The organism is Streptomyces sp. NPDC039424, from assembly GCF_055639495.1.
In genome coordinates this window covers 308,968-326,436 of record NZ_JBVKAI010000001.1, presented here as the reverse complement: position 1 = coordinate 326,436, position 17,469 = coordinate 308,968, and the positions used below count along the sequence as shown (strand labels likewise).

Here is a 17,469-nt window from a genome sequence, read left to right as displayed (position 1 = left end):
GGTACCGGTCAGCTCAGGGTAGTGTGCCCCGGTGACCACGCAATCGAACACTCCTGCAGGCTGGTACCCCGATCCGCACGGGGCGGCCCAGACGCTCCGGTACTGGGACGGCGTGCAGTGGACCGACCACACCAGCCCGGACCAGCAGGGTGCCCAGCCGGCCGCGCCGCAGGCCGCCGCACAGGCGGCCTTTCCGCAGCAGCCCACCGGTGACGCCCGCGTGCAGCGTCAGGTGCAGCAGCAGGCCGGGGTCGCCGCCGGCGGTCCCGGCGGCGGCACCCTGTTCACCGAGCCGGTCCTGGTGGTGAACCAGAAGGCCAAGCTGATCGAGGTGACCAACGAGTACAAGGTCATGGATCAGAACGGCAACCAGATCGGCTCGGTCATCCAGGTCGGCCAGGGGATCATCAAGAAGATCCTGCGCTTCGTCTCCAGCCTCGACCAGTTCATGACGCACAAGCTGGAGATCCGCGACGCCTACGGCCAGCCGCAGCTGCTGCTGACCCGGCCGGCCAAGATCTTCAAGTCCAAGGTGATCGTGCAGCGCCCGGACGGCTCGCCGGTGGGCGAGATCGTCCAGCAGAACATGATCGGCAAGATCAACTTCGCCATGAACGCCAACGGCCAGAAGGTCGGCGCCATCAAGGCGGAGAACTGGCGGGCGTGGAACTTCGCCATCGTCGACCACGCGGACAACGAGGTCGCCCGCATCACCAAGACCTGGGAAGGCCTCGCCAAGACACTGTTCACGACCTCGGACAACTACGTCCTGCAGATCCACTACCAGCTTCCCGAGCCGCTGCTGAGCCTCGTGGTCGCGACGGCGCTGACCGTCGACACGGCGCTGAAGCAGGACGCGCGGGGTCTGGGCTGACGCCTGCCTGCCATATTCGGCATACGGCATACGGCAGCAACGGCGGCCGGTGCGCGCGGAGTTCCGCGCGCACCGGCCGCCGTTTTCTGTCTACAGCGGACTGAGGCGCTCCGACTCCGACGGCGGTGGCACCGTCGGCCGCGCCACCGTCGGCCGCGGCACCAGAGCCGGTTCGAGCGAGGCCGTCCCCGGTGCCAGCGCCAGTACCGCGGCCACGGGGTGCTCCTCGTCGCCCCCGGGGGCGGTCTGAGCCGGGGGTGTCACCCGGGTCAGCAGCACCACGCCCCAGGACGCCACCCCCGCCCCGGCCAGCGCCAGCAGGGCACCGGCCGCGCCGCCCTGGAGGCCCTGCCCGAGCAGGGTCAGCCCGATCACCGCGGCGGCCACCGGGTTGGCCAGTGTCACCACCGCCAGCGGGCCGCCGAGCCCGCCCCGGTACGCCGTCTGCGACAGCAGCAGCCCGCCCGTGGCGAACCCGGCGACGAGCAGCGCGACCACGGCCTCCCCGACGCCGAGCCCGGACCCGGAGTGGTCCGTCGCCGCCACCGTCACCGTCTGGGTGAGCGCGGAGGCGACTCCCGCGGCGAAACCGGACGCCGTCGCGTGCCGCAGGCCCGGCCGGGCCCCGGGCCGGGCCAGTACGCCGATCAGCGCCGCCGTCGTCCCGGCGACCGCGAGCGCCTGCGTCAGGCTCAGCACCTGCTCGGGCGCCGGGCCCGAGGCGGTGACCAGCAGGGCGGCGAGCCCCAGAAGCGTGAGCGCGGTGCCCCGCCACTCGACCGCGCTGACCCGCCGCCCGGCGGCCCGCGCCCCCATGGGCACGGCCGCGACCAGGGTGAGCGCGCCCAGCGGCTGGACCACGGTCAGGGGGCCGTACTTGAGGGCCACGACGTGCAGCAGCGCGCCGCCCGCGTTCAGCCCGACCGCCGACCACCACGCCCCGCTGCCCAGGAGCCGCAGCAGGCCCGCGCCGGAGTCGCGGGAGGCGAGGCGCTCCTGGGCGACGGCCGCCGCGGCGTAGGCCACGGCCGAGACCAGGGACAGGGCGACGGCGACCAGATCGGCGTTCATCGGCCCGCTCCGACCAGGACCGGCTCCTCGGGGGACACGAGCCCGCGCCGGCCGCGTGCCGGGGGACTCGTCGTGGTCGCCGTGCGGTGCGGCGGGTGGACCAGAGCGAGCGCCGCGCCGAGCATGGCCGTCGCCACGATCGCGTCGAGCCAGTAGTGGTTCGCCGTGCCCACGATCACCAGCAGGGTCACCAGCGGGTGCAGCAGCCACAGCAGGCGCCAGCGCGACCGGGTCGCCACGATCAGGCCGATCGCCACCATCAGGGCCCAGCCGAAGTGCAGCGACGGCATCGCCGCGTACTGGTTGGAGAGGTGGTCGGTCTGCGGTGGACCGTATACAGAAGGCCCGTACACACGCGCCGTGTCGACCAGCCCGGTGGCGGCCAGCATGCGCGGCGGAGCGAGCGGGAACGCGAAGGGCAGTACCAGGGCGGCGGCCGTCACCGCCGCGAGGACCCGGCGGGCCCAGACGTAGTGCGCGGGCCGCCGCAGGTACAGCCAGACCAGGAAGGCGGCGGTGGCCGGGAAGTGGACGGTCGCGTAATAGGTGTTCGCCAGGTGGACGAGGGTGTCACCGTGCAGCAGCGCGGACTGCACCGCGCCCTCGCCCGGAAGGTGCGCGGTCCGTTCCAGGTCCCACACGCGGCGGGCGTTGCGCAGGGCCTCGCCGGTGTGGCCCGTGGCCAGTTGCCGGCCGAGCTTGTAGACGAGGAAGAGCCCCGTGACGAGCAGGAGCTCACGGACGAGCGGCGGCCGCGCTATCGCGTCGGACTCCGATTCTGCAGGCTCGGTTCGGGCATTCATCCCCCGGCCCCTTCGCTGACGGTGGTGCGAACTCATCGATACGTCCCCGTACCGATACGACAGTGTACCGATACGTCAGTGTACCGATACGCTCGTGTACCGGTACACTGACGTATCGATTGACGTAGGCCACACTGGATACGGGTTTCGGCAACCGCCGTCACCTGGGTGACCGCGTACATGGGTGACCGCGACACGAGCGAGGGGAAGAGCACATGACGTCGCAGGCCGCGGACGGACCGGAGACGGTCGCCGCCTCGCGCCGCTCCAAGATCACGCCCGAGCGTGAGCGGGAGTTCTTCGACGCCGTGCTCGAACAGATCCGTGAGTGCGGCTACGACTCGGTCACCATGGAGGGCATCGCGTCCAGCACCCGGTGCAGCAAGTCCACGCTGTACCGGCAGTGGAAGACCAAGCCCCAGTTCGTGGCGGCGGCGCTGCGGGCCAGCCGCGAGGTGCGCTTCGCCGGCATCGACACCGGCTCGCTCGCCGAGGACCTGCGCCAGGCCGCGCGGGCCGCGGGCGACTGGTCGGGCAAGGACACCCGGCTGCTGCAGGCCCTCGGGCACGCGATCACGCAGGACCACGAGTTGCAGCAGGCGCTGCGCGAGGCACTCGTCGACCCGGAGATCGCAGCGCTCCAGGAGATCCTGCGGCGCGGTGTCGAGCGGGGCGAGGTGGCGGCCGGCCACCCGGCGCTGGAGTACGTGCCCGCGATGATGTTCGGCGTGCTGCGCGTGCGGCCCGTACTGAACGGCCAGTACGCCGACTCCGGCTATCTGGTCCGGTTCGTGGAGGCCGCGGTGCTGCCGGCACTCGGGCTGACCTAGACCCAGGCCGCCGTCCACGGGATGACTGGACGGTGACCTGCCTGCGCCGCACCGTGGGGACGGGGGCGGCGCACACCCCCCGGCCGGGTGGGGTTCCTCTGGAGCGGAGGGGCGCCCCGCCCGGCCGGCTCATGTGCCGGGGTGGATCAGACGTTCTGCCCGTTGCCGCCGCCCGACGACACCTTGATGCCCTTGGTGATGTCGTCGATGACCGACACCTTCTTGCCGACGTCGATGCCGAAGCGCACCACGACGATCTGCTTCGGGTTCGAGGGCGCGGGGAACGCGAGCGACTCCACATAGCCGTCGGCGCCCTTGCTGGTGACCGCCTTCCAGCGGACCAGATAGCCCTTCTGCCCCGCGACGGTCACCGCCTTGGAGGCCAGCACCTGGTGCGAGGTGATGCTGCCGTAGGTGGTGCCGCCGTAGGACTCCTTGGCGTTCGCCGAGACGTCCGCCTTGGCGACCTCCTCGGCCGTGTCGCCCTTGGTGCCGAGCACCAGGGCGGGCGCCGAGTAGGCGCCGCCGGCGGTGCAGTCCTTGGAGGTGTCGCCGGGGCACTTGTAGGAGTCGTTCGAGCTCACCTGTGCGCCCACGCGGAGCGCCTGCCCGGTCCAGCCGTCCGGGACGGGCATGCTGATCCCGTTGACCGGGTCGCTGACCGTGCCGCCGCCCTTGATCTTCGGCGCCTCGGACTCGCCGGGCGAGGGCGACTGGCCGCCCGGCCCGCCCCCGCTGCCGCCGTCCGAGCCCCCGCCCGGACCGCCCTGGCCACCGGAAGCGCCCTGGCCACCGGAACCGCCCTGGCCGCCGGGCCCGCCGGGGCCCTGCTGCGAACCCGCCCGGTCGCCACCGCCGTCGCCACCGTCGCCGGAGAGGGCGTACACGCCGACCCCGATGCTCGCGAGGACCGCGGCCGCCACAGCGACGGCTATGCCCGTGCGCAGTCCGCGCCGGGGGCCGGACGGCGGCTGGGCGGGATATCCCGGAAAGGCCGGATACGCCCCGGGGGCCGGAGCATGTGCCGGGGGACCCCATACCGCGGCCGACCCGGCGGGACGGGTCTGGTCCGTCCATGCCTTGCCGTCCCACCAGCGCTCGGTGGCGGGACCGTCATTTGTCTGCCCGGGGTCGGGGTACCACCCGGGAGGAGTCACCTGCGTCATGCCCCCACCGTATGAGGCGTCGGTTAAAGAGGGATGAGAGGCCCCGGCGACAGCGTGTCGATCCGGTCACTCCGGCTCCGGCCGTACCGTCCCCCCGCCGACGGGCGACGGCGGCCGCGCCCCCTCCCGGCCCGGCGGCGGCCTTCGTGAACCCGGCTCCTCGCACCCCTTGTTGACGGTTCGTCGGCCCGACAGCGGCTGGTCGGGGCCGGTGCGCGTCGCCCCTTTGCACCGCGGTTCACCCGTCACGGCAACAGCTGTCCGGACGGCCCTCCACTCGGCCCACAGGACGGCTACGCTCGAGGTCTGTACGTCGTTCGGGCGACTTGGGGAGGTAACGGGATGACGGAGGCACGGCCCCCTGCGGCCGGCGCGGCTTCCCTGTGGGAGCGCGACGCGGAGATCGCCACCGTCACGCGGGCGCTCGACGCCCTGTGCGCGGACCGCTCGTCCTCCGGGGGCCTGCTGGTGTTCCGGGGCGACGCGGGCCTCGGCAAGACCGCGCTGCTGGCCGAGATCCGCCGCATCGCCGAACGCCGCGGCTGCACCGTGTGGTCCACCCGCGGCGGCGAGACACTGCAGTCCGTCCCCTTCAACGTCTTACGCCAACTGCTGCAGCCCGCGCTGGTCTCCCTGCTCCCCGAGGAGGCCCGCGAATACCTCGGCGACTGGTACGACATCGCCGGCCCCGCCCTCGGCATAGCCGAACCCGGCGAGGGGCACGCCGACCCGCAGGCCGTGTGCGACGGCCTCGTCGCCGCCGTCCGCAGACTGGCCAAACGGTGGTGGCCGCTCGTCCTGCTGATCGACGACGCGCACTGGGCCGACCAGGAGACCCTGCGCTGGCTCGCCGCGTTCACCGAACGCCTCGACGACCTGTCCGTGCTGGTCGTCGTCGCCCGCCGGCCCGGCGAGGCCGGCGGTGACAGCGCCCGCCACCTCGACACGGTGGCCGCCGCCGCGGGCCGCCCCGTCAGCAACCTCAGCGCCCTCACCCCGGACGCCACCGCCGGCATCACCCGCGCCACCCTCGGCCGGCACGCCGACGCCCCGTTCTGCCGCGAGGTCTGGGCCGTCACCGGCGGCAACCCGTACGAGACCGTCGAACTCCTCGCCAAGGTGCAGGACGGCGAGTTCGAACCGGTCGAGTTCCCGGGCCGGCGAACTGCGCGCCATGAACCGCTCCGCCCGCGGCGGCGGACTCGTCGCCCGCCTGGAGGACCTCGGCATCGACGCCACCCGGTTCGCCTGGGCCGCCGCCATCCTCGGCACCGGCATCACCGTCGACCTGGTCGCCCAGCTCGCCACCATGGGCGACGACGACGCCCGGCGCTGCGCCGAACAGCTGGTCGGCTCCCGCATCCTCACCGAACCCGACCCGGCCGGCGCCCGCGCGGACGACGGCGACCTGGAGTTCGTCCACCCGCTCATCGCCACCGCCGTCTACAACTCCATCCCGCCCGCGATGCGCACCGCCATGCACGGCATCGCCGCACAGGTCGTCACCGAGTCCGGCCGGGGTGCCGCCGCGGCGGCCCGGCACCTCCTCGAAGTACACCCGGACGACGACGAGGAACTCGTCGAGCAACTGCGCGAGGCCGCCCGCGAACACCTCGCCGTAGGCGCGCCCGACGCGGCCCGCCGCTGCCTGGAACGCGCCCTCGTCGAGCCGCCCCGGCCCGAGGTGCACGCGCACGTGCTGTACGAACTGGGCTGCGCCACCCTCCTGACCGCACCCGCGACCACCATCGACCATCTCCAGACCGCCCTCGCCATGCCCGGCCTCGAAGGCGACGCCCGCATCGACGCCGTCGTCCGCCTCTCCCAGGCGCTGCTCCACAACGACCAGCTGGAGGAGGCGGTCCGCACCGTCGAGGCTGAGGCCGCCCGGCAGGAACCGGGGCCCGCCAAACTGCGGCTGCAGGCAGTGCACTTCATGTGGGAGGGCATCCACGCCGGAGAGGCGGCCCCGCCCGGCCGCTCCGAGAGCCTCGCCGCGCTCGCCGGGACCTGCACCGGCCGCGACAACTCCGAGCGTGCGCTGCTCATCCTGCGCGGCTTCGACGCCCTGACCCACGGCGAGAGCGCCGAGGAGGTCGTCGAGCTGTGCGACCGGGCGCTCGTCAACGGCCGCCTCGCCCCCGGACTCGGCTGGACCGACTCCGAGTGGGGCATCGAACTGCTGCTGATGCTCGCCAACGCGTACGCCTACACCGACCGCCTCGACCGCGCCGAAGCCCTGTACACGGAAGGCCTGCGCGCCTACGAGACCGCGGGCTGGAGCGGCGGCCACCTCGCCCTGGCCCACGCCTACGTCGGCCTCGGCCACCGCAGGCGCGGCCGGCTCCGGGAGGCGGAGGCGTCCCTGCGGGAGTCGCTGCGCATCGCCGAGCGCGTCGGCCGCGGCCTGCCCCTGTACTGGTCGGCCACCTGCAACCTGGTCGACACCCTGCTCGCCCGCGGCCATGCCCAGGAGGCCTGGGAGGTCGCCGAGCAGTACGGGTTCGCCCCGCCCTACCCGTCCACCATCGTGCTGCCCGACCCGCGTTCGGTACGCGGCCGGCTGCTCCTCGCGGTCGGCCGCACCAAGGACGGCGTCAACGAACTGGAGGCAGCGGAGAAGGCGGCTGCCGCGCGCGGCCACCACAACCCCGTGATGGTCCCGTGGGCCGTCGACCTGGCCCGGGCGCTGGCCAAGGAGGATCCGGCCCGCGCCGCCCGGCTCGCCACCGACGCCCGCCGGCAGGCCGAGCGGTTCGGCACGGACACCGCCATCGGCGAGGCCCTGCGCTGCGCCGCCGCCCTGGAGACCGGCCAGCGCGCCGTCCGCCTCGCCGCCCAGGCCGTCGCCTACCTGGAGGCCTCGCCCTGCCAGTACGAACACGCGGCGGCCCGCGTCGAATACGGCATCGCATCCCGCTCGGTCGCCGAACTCAACCGCGGTCTGGCACTGGCGCGGTCGTGCGGCGCGGACGGGCTGGTGGAGCGGGCGCGGGTGGCGCTGGAGACGGGGCGGGGGCTCGGGTAAATCCGGTCGTCGGTCGTCGGTCGTCGGTTGCTGGTCGTCGGTCGTCGGTCGCCGGTCGCCGGTCTTCGGTCGACCATCGACCGTGCCGGTATGCGATCGACGGTGGCTGTATGCGATGCCGTATCCAATCGGCACCCAGCCGACGTTCAGTCGACGGATATCGCATACAGAGGGCATCGCATACTGCGGGGATCGCATACGGCGGGAACTGCATGCAGCGGGTATTGCATGCAGTCGTCCCCCGACCGGCGGCGTCACCCGGTGCCGTCCTCCGCCGCCTCCGCCGCCTCCTCCTCCGCGAGCACCCGCTGGGCCGTGGCGAACGCCGAGTTGGTCGCCGGCACCCCGCAGTACACGGCCGTCTGCAGCAGCACCGCGCCGATCTCCTCCGGGGTGAGCCCGTTGCGCCGCGCCGCGCGGATGTGCATCGCGAGCTCGTCGTAGTGGCCGTGCGCGACCAGTGCCGTCAGCGTGATCATGCTGCGCTCGCGGCGGGTGAGCGTCGGGTCGGTCCAGATCTCGCCCCAGGCGTAGCGGGAGATGAAGTCCTGGAAGCGCGCGGTGAACGGGGTCTGCCGGGCCTGGGCCCGGTCCACGTGGGCGTCGCCGAGAACTTCGCGCCGTACCGCCATGCCGCGCCCCGCCGCCCGGTCGAAGTGGGTGCGCAGGGCGGTCAGTACGGCCTCGGGGCACTGGGCGGGCGCCAGGTGCGAGGCCCCGGGGAGTTCGACGAGCGCGGCGCCCGGCACGGCGTCGGCGATCTCCCGCAGGTGGGCGGGGGGCGTCGCGGGGTCCTGGCGGCCCGCGACGAGCAGGGTCGGTACGGCGATCCCGGGGAGCCGGTCGCGCAGGTCGAAGGCGGCCAGCGCGTCGCAGCAGGCGGCGTACGCCTCCGGGGCGGCGTTCCGGTGGTCGGCCACGAGCCGTGGCACGGTGAAGCCGGGCGTGAACCAGCGGGCGTCGGCGTTGTCGGCCAGCCGGCCCAGGCCCTCCCGGCGGACCCGCTCGGCCCGCTCCCGCCAGGGCTGTTCGCCGCCGAAGTGGGCCGAGGAGCAGATGACGGCCAGGGATGTGAGCCGTTCGGGGTGGTGCACGGCGAGGTGCAGACCCACCGCGCCGCCGAGGGACACGCCCGCGTAGCCGAACCGGTCGATGCCGAGGGAGTCGGCGAGCGCGAGCACCAGTCCGGCCAGGTCGCCGACGCTCGCCCCCGGCCCGATCAGGTCCGCCGCCGAACCGCCGTGGCCCGGCAGGTCCCAGCGGACCACTCGGTGGGTGATGGACAGCTCGGGGGCGACGGCGTCCCACAGGGCGTACGAGGTGCCGAGGGAGGGGCCGAGCAGCAGCGGGGGAGCGGAAGCGGGCCCTTCGGTGAGGTGGTTGAGGAGTGTGTGGGTCAACGTCGCTCCAGCGCACGGTCGGTGAGAGCTCCGGCGGAGCCGGTGTAGCGGGCGGGGTCGGTGAGCTCGTCGAGGTCGGCGTCCTTCAGCTCCGGTACCTCGGAGAGGAGTTCGCGAAGACCGCGGTCCTCGGTGTGCGCGCGGCGGGCGAGTTCGGTCAGCAGTTTTTTGGCGCGGGCGCGACCGAGGAGGGGGGCCAGTTCGGCGGACAGCCGCTCGGAGACGATCAACCCGTGGGTGAGGCCCAGGTGTTCGCGCATGGTGTCCGGGTGAACCCGCAGGCCCTCGGCCAGTTCGGCGGCATCCCGGGCGGCGCCGCCGACCATCCGCAGCAGGTCCCGCAGCGGCTCCCATTCGGCGTGCCAGGCCCCGGCCGGCCGTTCGTCCTCGGCCGTCAGCGAGCCGTACAGGGTGGCGGTGAGCTGCGGTGCACGCCGGGCCACGGCCGCGAGGAGCGTCGCCCGCACGGGGTTCGCCTTGTGCGGCATGGCCGAGGAACCGCCACCGCTGCCCTCGGTGACCTCGCCGATCTCGGTGCGGGACAGGGTGAGCACGTCCGCCGCGATCTTGCCGAGCGCCCCGGCGGTGAGGGCCAGGCACCCGGCGAGGTCGGCGATCGGTGTGCGCAGGGTGTGCCAGGGCAGCAGGGGTTCGCGCAGGCCGAGTTCCCTCGCGTAGGCGGCGGGCAGGGCGACGGGGTCCTGGGCGCCGTACGCCGCGAAGGCCGCCAGCGTTCCGGCGGCTCCGCCGAGCTGGGCCGGCAGTGAGTCCCGTACCGCCGTCGCCCGGTCCCGGGCGTCCAGGACCAGCGACCGCCATCCGGCCGCCTTCAGCCCGAACGTCGTCGGCACGGCGTGCTGGGTCAGCGTCCGCCCGGGCATCGGGGTGTCGCGGTGCTCCGCGGCCAGCGCGGCCAGCGCCTGCTCCGCGCGTGCCAGGTCGGCCCGGATGAGGTCGAGGGTGCGGGTGGCCACCAGCATCGTCGCGGTGTCCATGATGTCCTGGCTGGTCGCGCCCCGGTGGACGTACGGCCCGTACTCCTCGCCGACCGCCTTCGTCAGTTCCTCGACCAGGGGAATGACGGGGTTCCCGCCGTTGCGGGTGCGTGCCGCCAGCGTCCGTATGCCGAAGCCCGCCGGGTCGGCCGCCTCGGTCACCGCGACCGCGGCCCCCTCGGGGGCGAGCCCCAGGGCGGCCTGGGCCCGGGTCAGGGCGGCCTCCGCGTCGAGCAGCGCGCGCAGATACGCGTGGTCGCTGGTGGCGCCGGCCGCGGCGGCACCGGTCCACTCGGGGGCGAGCAGACCGGTGTCGGCGTAGGGAGCTGTCACTGGAACTCCAGGAAGACCGTTTCGCCTTCGCCCTGAAGGCGGATGTCGAAACGGTACGTGCCGTGGCCCTCGTCGGCGGCGATCAGCGTGCCGCGCCGCCGCGGGTCCAGCCCGGCGAGCAGCGGGTCGGCGGCGAGGGCGGCCTCGTCGCCCGGCAGGTAGATCCGGGTGAACAGGTGGGTGAGCAGGCCGCGCGCGAACACGCACACGCTCAGGCAGGGGGCGCTGTGCCCGCGCGCGCCGGGCCGCAGTGTGCGCGCGTACCAGTGGCCGCCCGCGTCGGTCTGGATCCGGCCCCAGCCGGTGAACTCCACGCCGTTGCGGCCGAGGAACCCGCCGCTCGCCGGGTCGCGGCGCATGGAGCCGTCGGTGGTCGGCACCCGGCCGTCCGGGTCCGGTCCCCACAGTTCCACGAACGCGTCCGGCAGCGGCTTGCCCTCGCCGTCGTACACGTACCCCTGGAGGGTGATGGTGTCCGGGTGGCCGAGCGGGGCGATGTCACCGCCGCCGGGGAAGGGCAGCGCGTAGCCGTAGAAGGGGCCGACCGTGTGCGAGGGGGTGGGCAGCACGCTCTCCGGCCGGCCGGTGTCGATCTTCGTCATCGGGGTCAGCGTCCTTCTTCGATCCAGGTGGCGTCGGGCCCGTCCAGCACGATGTCCCAGTGGTAGCCGAGCGAGAACTCCGGTACGGACAGGCTGTGGTCGTAGGTGGCGATCAGCCGCTGCCGGGCCGCGTCGTCCGTGACGGACTGCAGGATCGGGTCGTAGGGAAAGAGCGGGTCATTGGGGAAGTACATCTGCGTCACCAGCCGCTGGGTGAACGCGGTGCCGAAGACGGAGAAGTGGATGTGGGCCGGGCGCCAGGCGCCCATGTGGTTGCGCCAGGGGTAGGGGCCGGGCTGGATGGTGGTGAAGCGGTAGAAGCCGTCGGTGTCGGTGAGGGTGCGGCCGACGCCGGTGAAGTTCGGGTCCAGCGGGGCGTCGTGCTGTTCGTGCTGGTGGGCGTAGCGGCCGGCCGAGTTGGCCTGCCAGATCTCGACCAGCTGGCCGCGCACCGGGCGGCCGTCGCGGTCGAGGAGGCGGCCGGAGACGGTGATGCGCTCGCCGATCGGCTCGCCGGTGTGCTGCCGGGTGAGGTCGTTGTCGGTCTCGGTGATGTCGCGTTCCCCGAAGGCGGGGGAGTGCAGCTCCATCAGCTCGGGGTCCTTGGTCACGTCGATGGTGACCGGCGGCTGCTTCGGGTGGCGGAGGACGGAGGAGCGGTAGGGGGCGTAGTCGCGGCGCGGGTGGTGCTCGACGGGCGCGCCGTCGGCCACGCGCTTCTCGTACGCGGCGTGCTCGGCCGCGATCTCCTGGTCGATGTCCTGCTGGGTGAGGGTCATGCGGGGTTCCTAGCGTTCGAGGACGAGGGCGAGGCCCTGGCCCACGCCGATGCAGAGGGTGGCGACGCCGGTGCCGGAGCCGCGCCGGGCGAGCTGGTGGGCGACGGTGCCGGCGAGGCGGGCACCGGAGGCGCCGAGCGGATGGCCGAGCGCGATGGCTCCTCCCTGCGGGTTGAGGACCGCCGGGTCGAACTCGGGCCATTCGGCGAGGCAGCCGAGGACCTGGGCGGCGAACGCCTCGTTCAGCTCCAGGAGCGAGAGGTCGCCGAATCCCTTGCCCGCCTTGGCGAGGGCGCGGCTCACGGCCTCGACGGGGGCGAGCCCGAAGTAGTGCGGGTCGGTCGCCGAGACGCCGGTGGCGGTGATCCGGGCGAGGGGTTCGCGGCCGGTGGCCCGCAGGCCCTCCTCGTCGGTGAGGAGCAGTGCGGCGGCGCCGTCGTTGAGCGGTGAGGCGTTGCCCGCGGTGACCGTGCCTTGCTCTGTGCGGAAGGACGGCTTCAGCTTCGCCATCGCGGCGAGGGAGGCGTCCGGCCGTACGCACTCGTCGGCGGCGAAGACGACCGTGTCGCCCTTGCGCTGCGGGACGGGCACGGGGGCGAGTTCGGCGTCGAAGAGGCCCTCGGTCTGGGCGCGGGCGGCCTTGTGGTGGCTGTGCAGGGCGAACTCGTCCTGCTGCTCGCGGCTGATCTTGTGCTTGTCGGCGATGAGTTCGGCCGACTCGCCCAGCGGGATGGTCCACTGCGGGTTCATCGCCGGGTTGACCATGCGCCAGCCCAGGGTGGTGGAGTACAGCTCGGCGTGCCCGGCCGGGAAGGGCCGGTCGCTCTTGGGCAGCACGTACGGTGCCCTGGTCATGGACTCCACCCCGCCGGCCAGGGTGATGGAGGCGTCTCCGACCGCGATGGCGCGGGCGGCCTGGACCACGGCTTCCAGCCCCGAGGCGCACAGCCGGTTGACGGTCACGCCGGGCACGGAGGTGGGCAGGCCCGCGAGCAGGGCGGCCATGCGGGCGACGTTGCGGTTCTCCTCGCCCGCCCCGTTGGCGCTGCCGAAATAGACGTCCTCGATGCGGGACGGGTCCAGCTCCGGTGTGCGGGTGAGGAGTGCGCGGATGGCGTGGGCGGCGAGGTCGTCCGGGCGGACGCTCGCCAGGGCGCCGTTGTAGCGGCCGACCGGGGTGCGGACGGCGTCGACGAGGTAGACGTCCCTCATGACCGGGTCTCCTCCGGGATGCGCACCTTGGCCGCGGTCCGCGCGGTGATCTCCTCGGCCGTCACGCCCGGGGCGCACTCCACGAGCACCAGGCCGTCCTCGCTCACGTCGAGGACGCCGAGGTCGGTGATGATCCGGTTCACGCACGCCCGGCCCGTGAGCGGCAGCGCGCACTCCTCGAGGATCTTCGGTGAGCCGTCCTTCGCGGTGTGCGTCATCACGACGACGACCGTACGGGCGCCGTGGACGAGGTCCATGGCGCCGCCGATGCCGGTGATCAGCTTGCCGGGGACGGCCCAGTTGGCGAGGTCGCCTCGGGCGGAGACCTGCATGGCGCCGAGGACGGCGACGTCGATGTGCCCGCCGCGGATCATCGAGAAGGACAGCGCCGAGTCGAAGAAGGAGGCGCCGGGCAGGACGGTGACGGTCTCCTTGCCGGCGTTGATCAGGTCCGGGTCGACCTGGTCGTCGGTGGGGTAGGGGCCGGTGCCCAGGATGCCGTTCTCCGACTCCAGGATCACCTCGACGCCCTCGGGGAGGTGGTTGGGGATCAGTGTCGGCAGGCCGATGCCGAGGTTGACGTACTGGCCGTCCTCGAGTTCGCGGGCCGCGCGGGCGGCCATCTGCTCGCGTGTCCAGGCCATCAGCCGCTCACCGTCCGCTGCTCGATCTTCTTGTCCGCCGCCTGCTCGGCGGTGAGGGCCACGACCCGCTGTACGAAGATGCCGGGCAGATGCACCACGTCCGGGTCGATCTCCCCGGGTTCCACGAGCTGTTCCACCTCGGCGATCGTCACCCGGCCCGCCATGGCGGCGAGGGGGTTGAAGTTCCGGGAGGACTTGTTGAAGACGAGGTTGCCGTGCCGGTCGCCCTTCGCGGCCCGCACCAGGGCGAAGTCGGTGCGGATGCCGCGCTCCAGGACGTACTCCTCGCCGTCGAACTCCCGTACCTCCTTCGGCGGCGAGGCGAGCGCGACTCCGCCGGAGCCGTCGTAGCGCCAGGGCAGCCCGCCGTCGGCGACCTGGGTGCCCACGCCCGCGGGGGTGTAGAAGGCGGGGATCCCGGCGCCCCCGGCCCGCAGCCGTTCGGCGAGCGTGCCCTGCGGGATCAGCTCCACCTCCAGTTCCCCGGCCAGGTACTGGCGGGCGAACTCCTTGTTCGCGCCGATGTAGGAGCCGGTGACCCGGGAGATCCGGCCGGCGGCCAGCAGGACGGCGAGCCCGGACTCCATCGCCCCGCAGTTGTTCGACACCACGCTCAGACCCGTCGTGCCGCGCTCGTACAACGCCTGGATCAGCACGTTCGGCACGCCGCTCAGCCCGAAGCCGCCGACCGCCAGCGACGCGCCGTCCGGCACATCGGCCACCGCCTCCAGGACCGTGGCGACCACCTTGTCCATCCGCGAAGCCCCCTCTCTGGAATTAATCAGGGCACTGAGTATTTCAGCGAGGTTCCTCACGCTGCCACCGCGGGCGCGCAAGCGTCAATACCTCGGACGATGGCGGTCTTGTGCACAGACAGGCGGGCGTGCGCCGGGTATTGTTCAGTGCACCAACGAATACGATCACGCACACGACCAGGGGAGCGCACATGGCCGCGGTGGACCTCACCACCCACCCCGGGCACCTGGCCCGACGGCTGCAGCAGGCGCACTACCTGCTGTGGAACACGATGGTCTCGGAGGAGATCACCTCGCCGCAGTTCGCGGTCCTGAACGCGCTCGTCGCCGAGCCCGGCCTCGACCAGCGCACCGTCGGGGAGCGGGTGGGCCTGGACCGGTCGACGATCGCCGAGGTCATCAGCAGGCTCTCCCGCCGGGGACTGCTGGACAAGGTCCGCGACCCGCAGGACGGCCGCCGCTTCCTGCTGCGCCTGACCGAGGACGGCGCGCGCACCCACCGCAAGCTGACCGTGCGCACCGCCCGGATGAACCAGGTCTTCCTCGCGCCGCTCTCCGCCGACGAGCAGCGGCTCTTCTTCGACCTCATCCGCCGGGTCTCGGACGCGGCGGAGGGCCTGCGCAACCCGGCGGAACCCCTCGTCGCGCAGCCCTGAGCCCCGACCCGGTCAGCCGGGCGCGGGGGCGAACACCACCCACACCTGGCCGGGGGCGAAGTTCACGGCGGCGCCGTCCTCACCCGTGAACCCGGTGCCGTCGGCCGCCGTCGCACGCTTCCACGTCGCGTCGAACACCTTTCCGTCGCGCAGCACTTCCGCCCGGCCCGAGCCGACCGTCTCGGTGTACGGCGTCAGGTTGCCCAGCACGTCCTGGTACGCCGAGTCGCGCACCCGCACGTACTGCACGACGACCGTCGCGGGAGCCACCCGCTCGCCGTCGGCCGTCACGGTGGGCGTGCCGTCCATCGCGACCAGCCAGCGGCCCCGCTCCGCGGACCAGGTGAAGGTGAAGCGGGCGGCCGGGTAGCGCACGGTGCGGGTCGTCTCGGGCGTGCCGCCGGAGGGGGCCGGGCCGTAGTGGAAGCCCGTGTTCAGCGCCGCCCGGCCCGGTGCCGACGGCAGCAGTACGGCCGGGCGCAGATAGAGGTTGTGCGGCGCGGCCCGGTCGGTGCCGCGGCGGTAGGCACCGGCCGCGTCGCCGGGGGTCGCCTCCCGCAGGGGCGCCCGGTCGATGAGCGGCAGCAGCCTGTGCTGCGCGCCAGAGAAGGCGAGGACCGGCCGGTCGAACTGGCGCAGCAGTTCCAGGTCGGACTCGCGGGCGCTGCGCACCGGCCCGACCGACTCCGGCAGCCGGGTGGCGTACACCGCCATCAGGCGGCTCAGTCCGCCCTCGACCTGCTCGGCGTAGATCACGTCCGCGGCCTGCAGTCCCGTCTGCGGCCGGGCCGCCGGCACGTTGTCGATCTTCACGGCGAGCACCGAACCGCTGCTCGGGGTGGGGCTGTGGCCACGGGTGTTGTCGTCGGGGCGGTGCGCGGTCGTGCAGCCCGCCGCGAGGGCCGCCGTGAGCACGGCGGCCAGCACCGCCGCCGGCACCGCCCTCGCCGTGGCGCGCCGCGTGCGCGCTCTGTGCCGTATGCCCACCGTCGCCACCCCGTTTCCGGTCTTCGGTTGTTCTTCGATTGTTCTCCGAATGCGTGCTCATCGGCTCATCGATGCGCATAGCCGATCGAATCGGGTACCCGGGGGCCACACGCGACGGAGGGAGCGCGACGCGATGAAGGCAGTTACCTGGCAGGGAAAGCGGGACGTACGGGTGGAGGACGTGCCCGATCCCCGGATCGAGGAGCCGACCGACGCCGTCATCCGCATCACGTCCACCGGGCTGTGCGGCTCGGACCTGCATCTGTACGAGGTGCTCACCCCGTTCATGACCCCGGGCGACATCCTCGGTCACGAACCGATGGGCATCGTGGAGGAGGTCGGCCCCGATGTGCCCGATCTCAGGCCGGGCGACCGGGTGGTGGTGCCGTTCCAGATCTCCTGCGGGCACTGCTTCATGTGCTCGGCCGGACTGCAGACCCAGTGCGAGACCACCCAGGTCACCAGCGAGGGCATGGGCGCCGCCCTGTTCGGCTACACCCGGCTGTACGGCGCGGTACCGGGCGCCCAGGCCGAGTACCTGCGGGTCCCGCAGGCGCACTACGGCCCGATCAAGGTGCCCGAGGGACCGCCCGACGACCGTTTCGTCTACCTCTCCGACGTGCTGCCCACCGCCTGGCAGGCGGTCGCCTACGCCGACGTCCCGCGCGGCGGCAGCGTCGCCGTGCTCGGCCTCGGACCCGTCGGCGACATGGCCTGCCGGATCGCCCTGGCGCGCGGCGCCGGGCGGGTGTTCGGGGTGGACCTGGTCCCGGAGCGGCTGGCCCGGGCCCGTCGGCGGGGCGTGGACACGTACGACCTGCGGGGCTTCGACGGGGAGAAGGAACTGGTCGAGGCGATCCGCGACGAGACCGGGGGGCGCGGCCCCGACGCGGTGATCGACGCCGTCGGCACCGAGGCGCACGGCAGCGCGGCCGCCCGCCTCGTCCAGCAGGCCGCCGCCGTGATGCCCCGCAAGCTCGGCGGGCCGCTCGCGGAACGCTTCAGCGTGGACCGGCTCGCCGCCCTGCACACCGCGATCGACCTGGTACGACGCGGGGGTACGCTCTCCCTCATCGGCGTCTACGGCGGCATGGCGGACCCGATGCCGATGCTCACCCTCTTCGACAAGCAGATCCAGATGCGGATGGGCCAGGCCAACGTGCGCCGCTGGAGCGGCGACATCCTGCCCTACCTGACCGACGCGGACCCGCTCGGCGTCGACGACTTCGCCACCCACCGGGTGCGGTTGTCCGAAGCGCCGCACGCGTACGAGATGTTCCAGCGCAAGCAGGACGGCGCGGTCAAGGTCCTCTTCCAGCCCTGACCCGCAGGGC

The 17,469-nt window shown here is 73.2% G+C and carries 15 protein-coding genes and 1 pseudogene; 5 read left to right on the top strand and 11 right to left on the bottom strand.

The window, feature by feature from the left end:
- Window positions 1-31 precede the first annotated feature (31 nt).
- The gene (locus ACZ7L0_RS01580) at window positions 32-874 is read left to right on the top strand and encodes an LURP-one-related family protein (protein WP_471240354.1); all 843 of its coding nucleotides are present in this window, start codon (window positions 32-34) and stop codon (window positions 872-874) included.
- A 90-nt stretch (window positions 875-964) separates the two neighbouring features.
- Here the strand turns inward: ACZ7L0_RS01580 and ACZ7L0_RS01575 are convergent, their stop codons facing one another.
- Window positions 965-1,945 (bottom strand): DMT family protein, encoded by a 981-nt coding sequence (locus tag ACZ7L0_RS01575; protein ID WP_471240353.1) that lies wholly within the window; start codon window positions 1,943-1,945, stop codon window positions 965-967.
- Window positions 1,942-2,748 carry a phosphatase PAP2 family protein gene (locus ACZ7L0_RS01570; protein WP_471240352.1) on the bottom strand — a complete coding sequence of 269 codons (807 nt, stop codon included), beginning with the start codon at window positions 2,746-2,748 and terminating at the stop codon, window positions 1,942-1,944. The genes ACZ7L0_RS01575 and ACZ7L0_RS01570 overlap by 4 nt, the downstream gene beginning before the upstream one ends.
- Window positions 2,749-2,963: 215 nt before the next feature.
- On the opposite strand from ACZ7L0_RS01570, the gene ACZ7L0_RS01565 reads away from it, so the two are divergent.
- A complete protein-coding gene (locus ACZ7L0_RS01565) occupies window positions 2,964-3,578 on the top strand; it encodes a TetR/AcrR family transcriptional regulator (RefSeq protein WP_471240351.1) in 615 nt (204 codons plus the stop codon).
- A 146-nt stretch (window positions 3,579-3,724) separates the two neighbouring features.
- Here the strand turns inward: ACZ7L0_RS01565 and ACZ7L0_RS01560 are convergent, their stop codons facing one another.
- The gene (locus ACZ7L0_RS01560; RefSeq protein WP_471240350.1) at window positions 3,725-4,744 is read right to left on the bottom strand and encodes a DUF2510 domain-containing protein; all 1,020 of its coding nucleotides are present in this window, start codon (window positions 4,742-4,744) and stop codon (window positions 3,725-3,727) included.
- A 342-nt stretch (window positions 4,745-5,086) separates the two neighbouring features.
- Between ACZ7L0_RS01560 and ACZ7L0_RS01555 the strand changes: the two are divergent.
- Window positions 5,087-7,772 (top strand): annotated as a pseudogene (locus ACZ7L0_RS01555) (ATP-binding protein).
- 254 nt (window positions 7,773-8,026) lie between these two features.
- Here the strand turns inward: ACZ7L0_RS01555 and pcaDC are convergent.
- The 7 genes from pcaDC to ACZ7L0_RS01520 are packed head-to-tail and all read right to left on the bottom strand — an operon-like array spanning window position 8,027 to window position 14,492.
- Window positions 8,027-9,172 carry a bifunctional 3-oxoadipate enol-lactonase/4-carboxymuconolactone decarboxylase PcaDC gene (gene pcaDC, locus ACZ7L0_RS01550; RefSeq protein WP_471240349.1) on the bottom strand — a complete coding sequence of 382 codons (1,146 nt, stop codon included), beginning with the start codon at window positions 9,170-9,172 and terminating at the stop codon, window positions 8,027-8,029.
- Window positions 9,169-10,500: a 3-carboxy-cis,cis-muconate cycloisomerase gene (gene pcaB, locus ACZ7L0_RS01545; RefSeq protein ID WP_471240348.1), complete on the bottom strand. Its 1,332-nt coding sequence runs from the start codon at window positions 10,498-10,500 to the stop codon at window positions 9,169-9,171. Before pcaB ends, pcaDC begins: the two co-directional genes overlap by 4 nt.
- Window positions 10,497-11,102: a protocatechuate 3,4-dioxygenase subunit alpha gene (pcaG, locus tag ACZ7L0_RS01540; protein ID WP_471240347.1), complete on the bottom strand. Its 606-nt coding sequence runs from the start codon at window positions 11,100-11,102 to the stop codon at window positions 10,497-10,499. Before pcaG ends, pcaB begins: the two co-directional genes overlap by 4 nt.
- Window positions 11,103-11,107: 5 nt before the next feature.
- Window positions 11,108-11,881, bottom strand: coding sequence for a protocatechuate 3,4-dioxygenase subunit beta (gene pcaH, locus ACZ7L0_RS01535; protein WP_471240346.1), 774 nt, complete (start codon window positions 11,879-11,881; stop codon window positions 11,108-11,110).
- 9 nt (window positions 11,882-11,890) lie between these two features.
- Window positions 11,891-13,093: a thiolase family protein gene (locus tag ACZ7L0_RS01530; RefSeq protein ID WP_471240345.1), complete on the bottom strand. Its 1,203-nt coding sequence runs from the start codon at window positions 13,091-13,093 to the stop codon at window positions 11,891-11,893.
- The gene (locus ACZ7L0_RS01525; RefSeq protein ID WP_471240344.1) at window positions 13,090-13,737 is read right to left on the bottom strand and encodes a CoA transferase subunit B; all 648 of its coding nucleotides are present in this window, start codon (window positions 13,735-13,737) and stop codon (window positions 13,090-13,092) included. Before ACZ7L0_RS01525 ends, ACZ7L0_RS01530 begins: the two co-directional genes overlap by 4 nt.
- Window positions 13,737-14,492: a CoA transferase subunit A gene (locus ACZ7L0_RS01520; protein WP_471240343.1), complete on the bottom strand. Its 756-nt coding sequence runs from the start codon at window positions 14,490-14,492 to the stop codon at window positions 13,737-13,739. Before ACZ7L0_RS01520 ends, ACZ7L0_RS01525 begins: the two co-directional genes overlap by 1 nt.
- A 191-nt stretch (window positions 14,493-14,683) precedes the next feature.
- Between ACZ7L0_RS01520 and ACZ7L0_RS01515 the strand changes: the two genes are divergently transcribed.
- Complete coding sequence (locus tag ACZ7L0_RS01515) at window positions 14,684-15,148, top strand: MarR family winged helix-turn-helix transcriptional regulator (RefSeq protein WP_471240342.1); 465 nt, start codon at window positions 14,684-14,686, stop codon at window positions 15,146-15,148.
- 12 nt (window positions 15,149-15,160) lie between these two features.
- On the opposite strand, the gene ACZ7L0_RS01510 is transcribed toward ACZ7L0_RS01515, so the two are convergent.
- Window positions 15,161-16,144 (bottom strand): DUF3048 domain-containing protein, encoded by a 984-nt coding sequence (locus ACZ7L0_RS01510; RefSeq protein ID WP_471240341.1) that lies wholly within the window; start codon window positions 16,142-16,144, stop codon window positions 15,161-15,163.
- Between the two features lie 124 nt (window positions 16,145-16,268).
- On the opposite strand from ACZ7L0_RS01510, the gene ACZ7L0_RS01505 reads away from it, so the two are divergent.
- On the top strand, window positions 16,269-17,459 hold the full coding sequence (locus tag ACZ7L0_RS01505) for a zinc-dependent alcohol dehydrogenase (protein ID WP_471240340.1): 1,191 nt from the start codon (window positions 16,269-16,271) through the stop codon (window positions 17,457-17,459).
- Window positions 17,460-17,469 lie beyond the last annotated feature (10 nt).

Coding starts and splice junctions, on each gene's coding strand:
- ACZ7L0_RS01505 (WP_471240340.1), top strand. CDS start 16,269: ATGAAGGCAGTTACCTGGCAGGGAAAGCGGGACGTACGGGTGGAGGAC.
- pcaG (WP_471240347.1), bottom strand. CDS start 11,102: ATGACGAAGATCGACACCGGCCGGCCGGAGAGCGTGCTGCCCACCCCC.
- pcaH (WP_471240346.1), bottom strand. CDS start 11,881: ATGACCCTCACCCAGCAGGACATCGACCAGGAGATCGCGGCCGAGCAC.
- ACZ7L0_RS01560 (WP_471240350.1), bottom strand. CDS start 4,744: ATGACGCAGGTGACTCCTCCCGGGTGGTACCCCGACCCCGGGCAGACA.
- ACZ7L0_RS01570 (WP_471240352.1), bottom strand. CDS start 2,748: ATGAATGCCCGAACCGAGCCTGCAGAATCGGAGTCCGACGCGATAGCG.
- ACZ7L0_RS01530 (WP_471240345.1), bottom strand. CDS start 13,093: ATGAGGGACGTCTACCTCGTCGACGCCGTCCGCACCCCGGTCGGCCGC.
- ACZ7L0_RS01565 (WP_471240351.1), top strand. CDS start 2,964: ATGACGTCGCAGGCCGCGGACGGACCGGAGACGGTCGCCGCCTCGCGC.
- ACZ7L0_RS01515 (WP_471240342.1), top strand. CDS start 14,684: ATGGCCGCGGTGGACCTCACCACCCACCCCGGGCACCTGGCCCGACGG.
- ACZ7L0_RS01525 (WP_471240344.1), bottom strand. CDS start 13,737: ATGGCCTGGACACGCGAGCAGATGGCCGCCCGCGCGGCCCGCGAACTC.
- ACZ7L0_RS01575 (WP_471240353.1), bottom strand. CDS start 1,945: ATGAACGCCGATCTGGTCGCCGTCGCCCTGTCCCTGGTCTCGGCCGTG.
- ACZ7L0_RS01520 (WP_471240343.1), bottom strand. CDS start 14,492: ATGGACAAGGTGGTCGCCACGGTCCTGGAGGCGGTGGCCGATGTGCCG.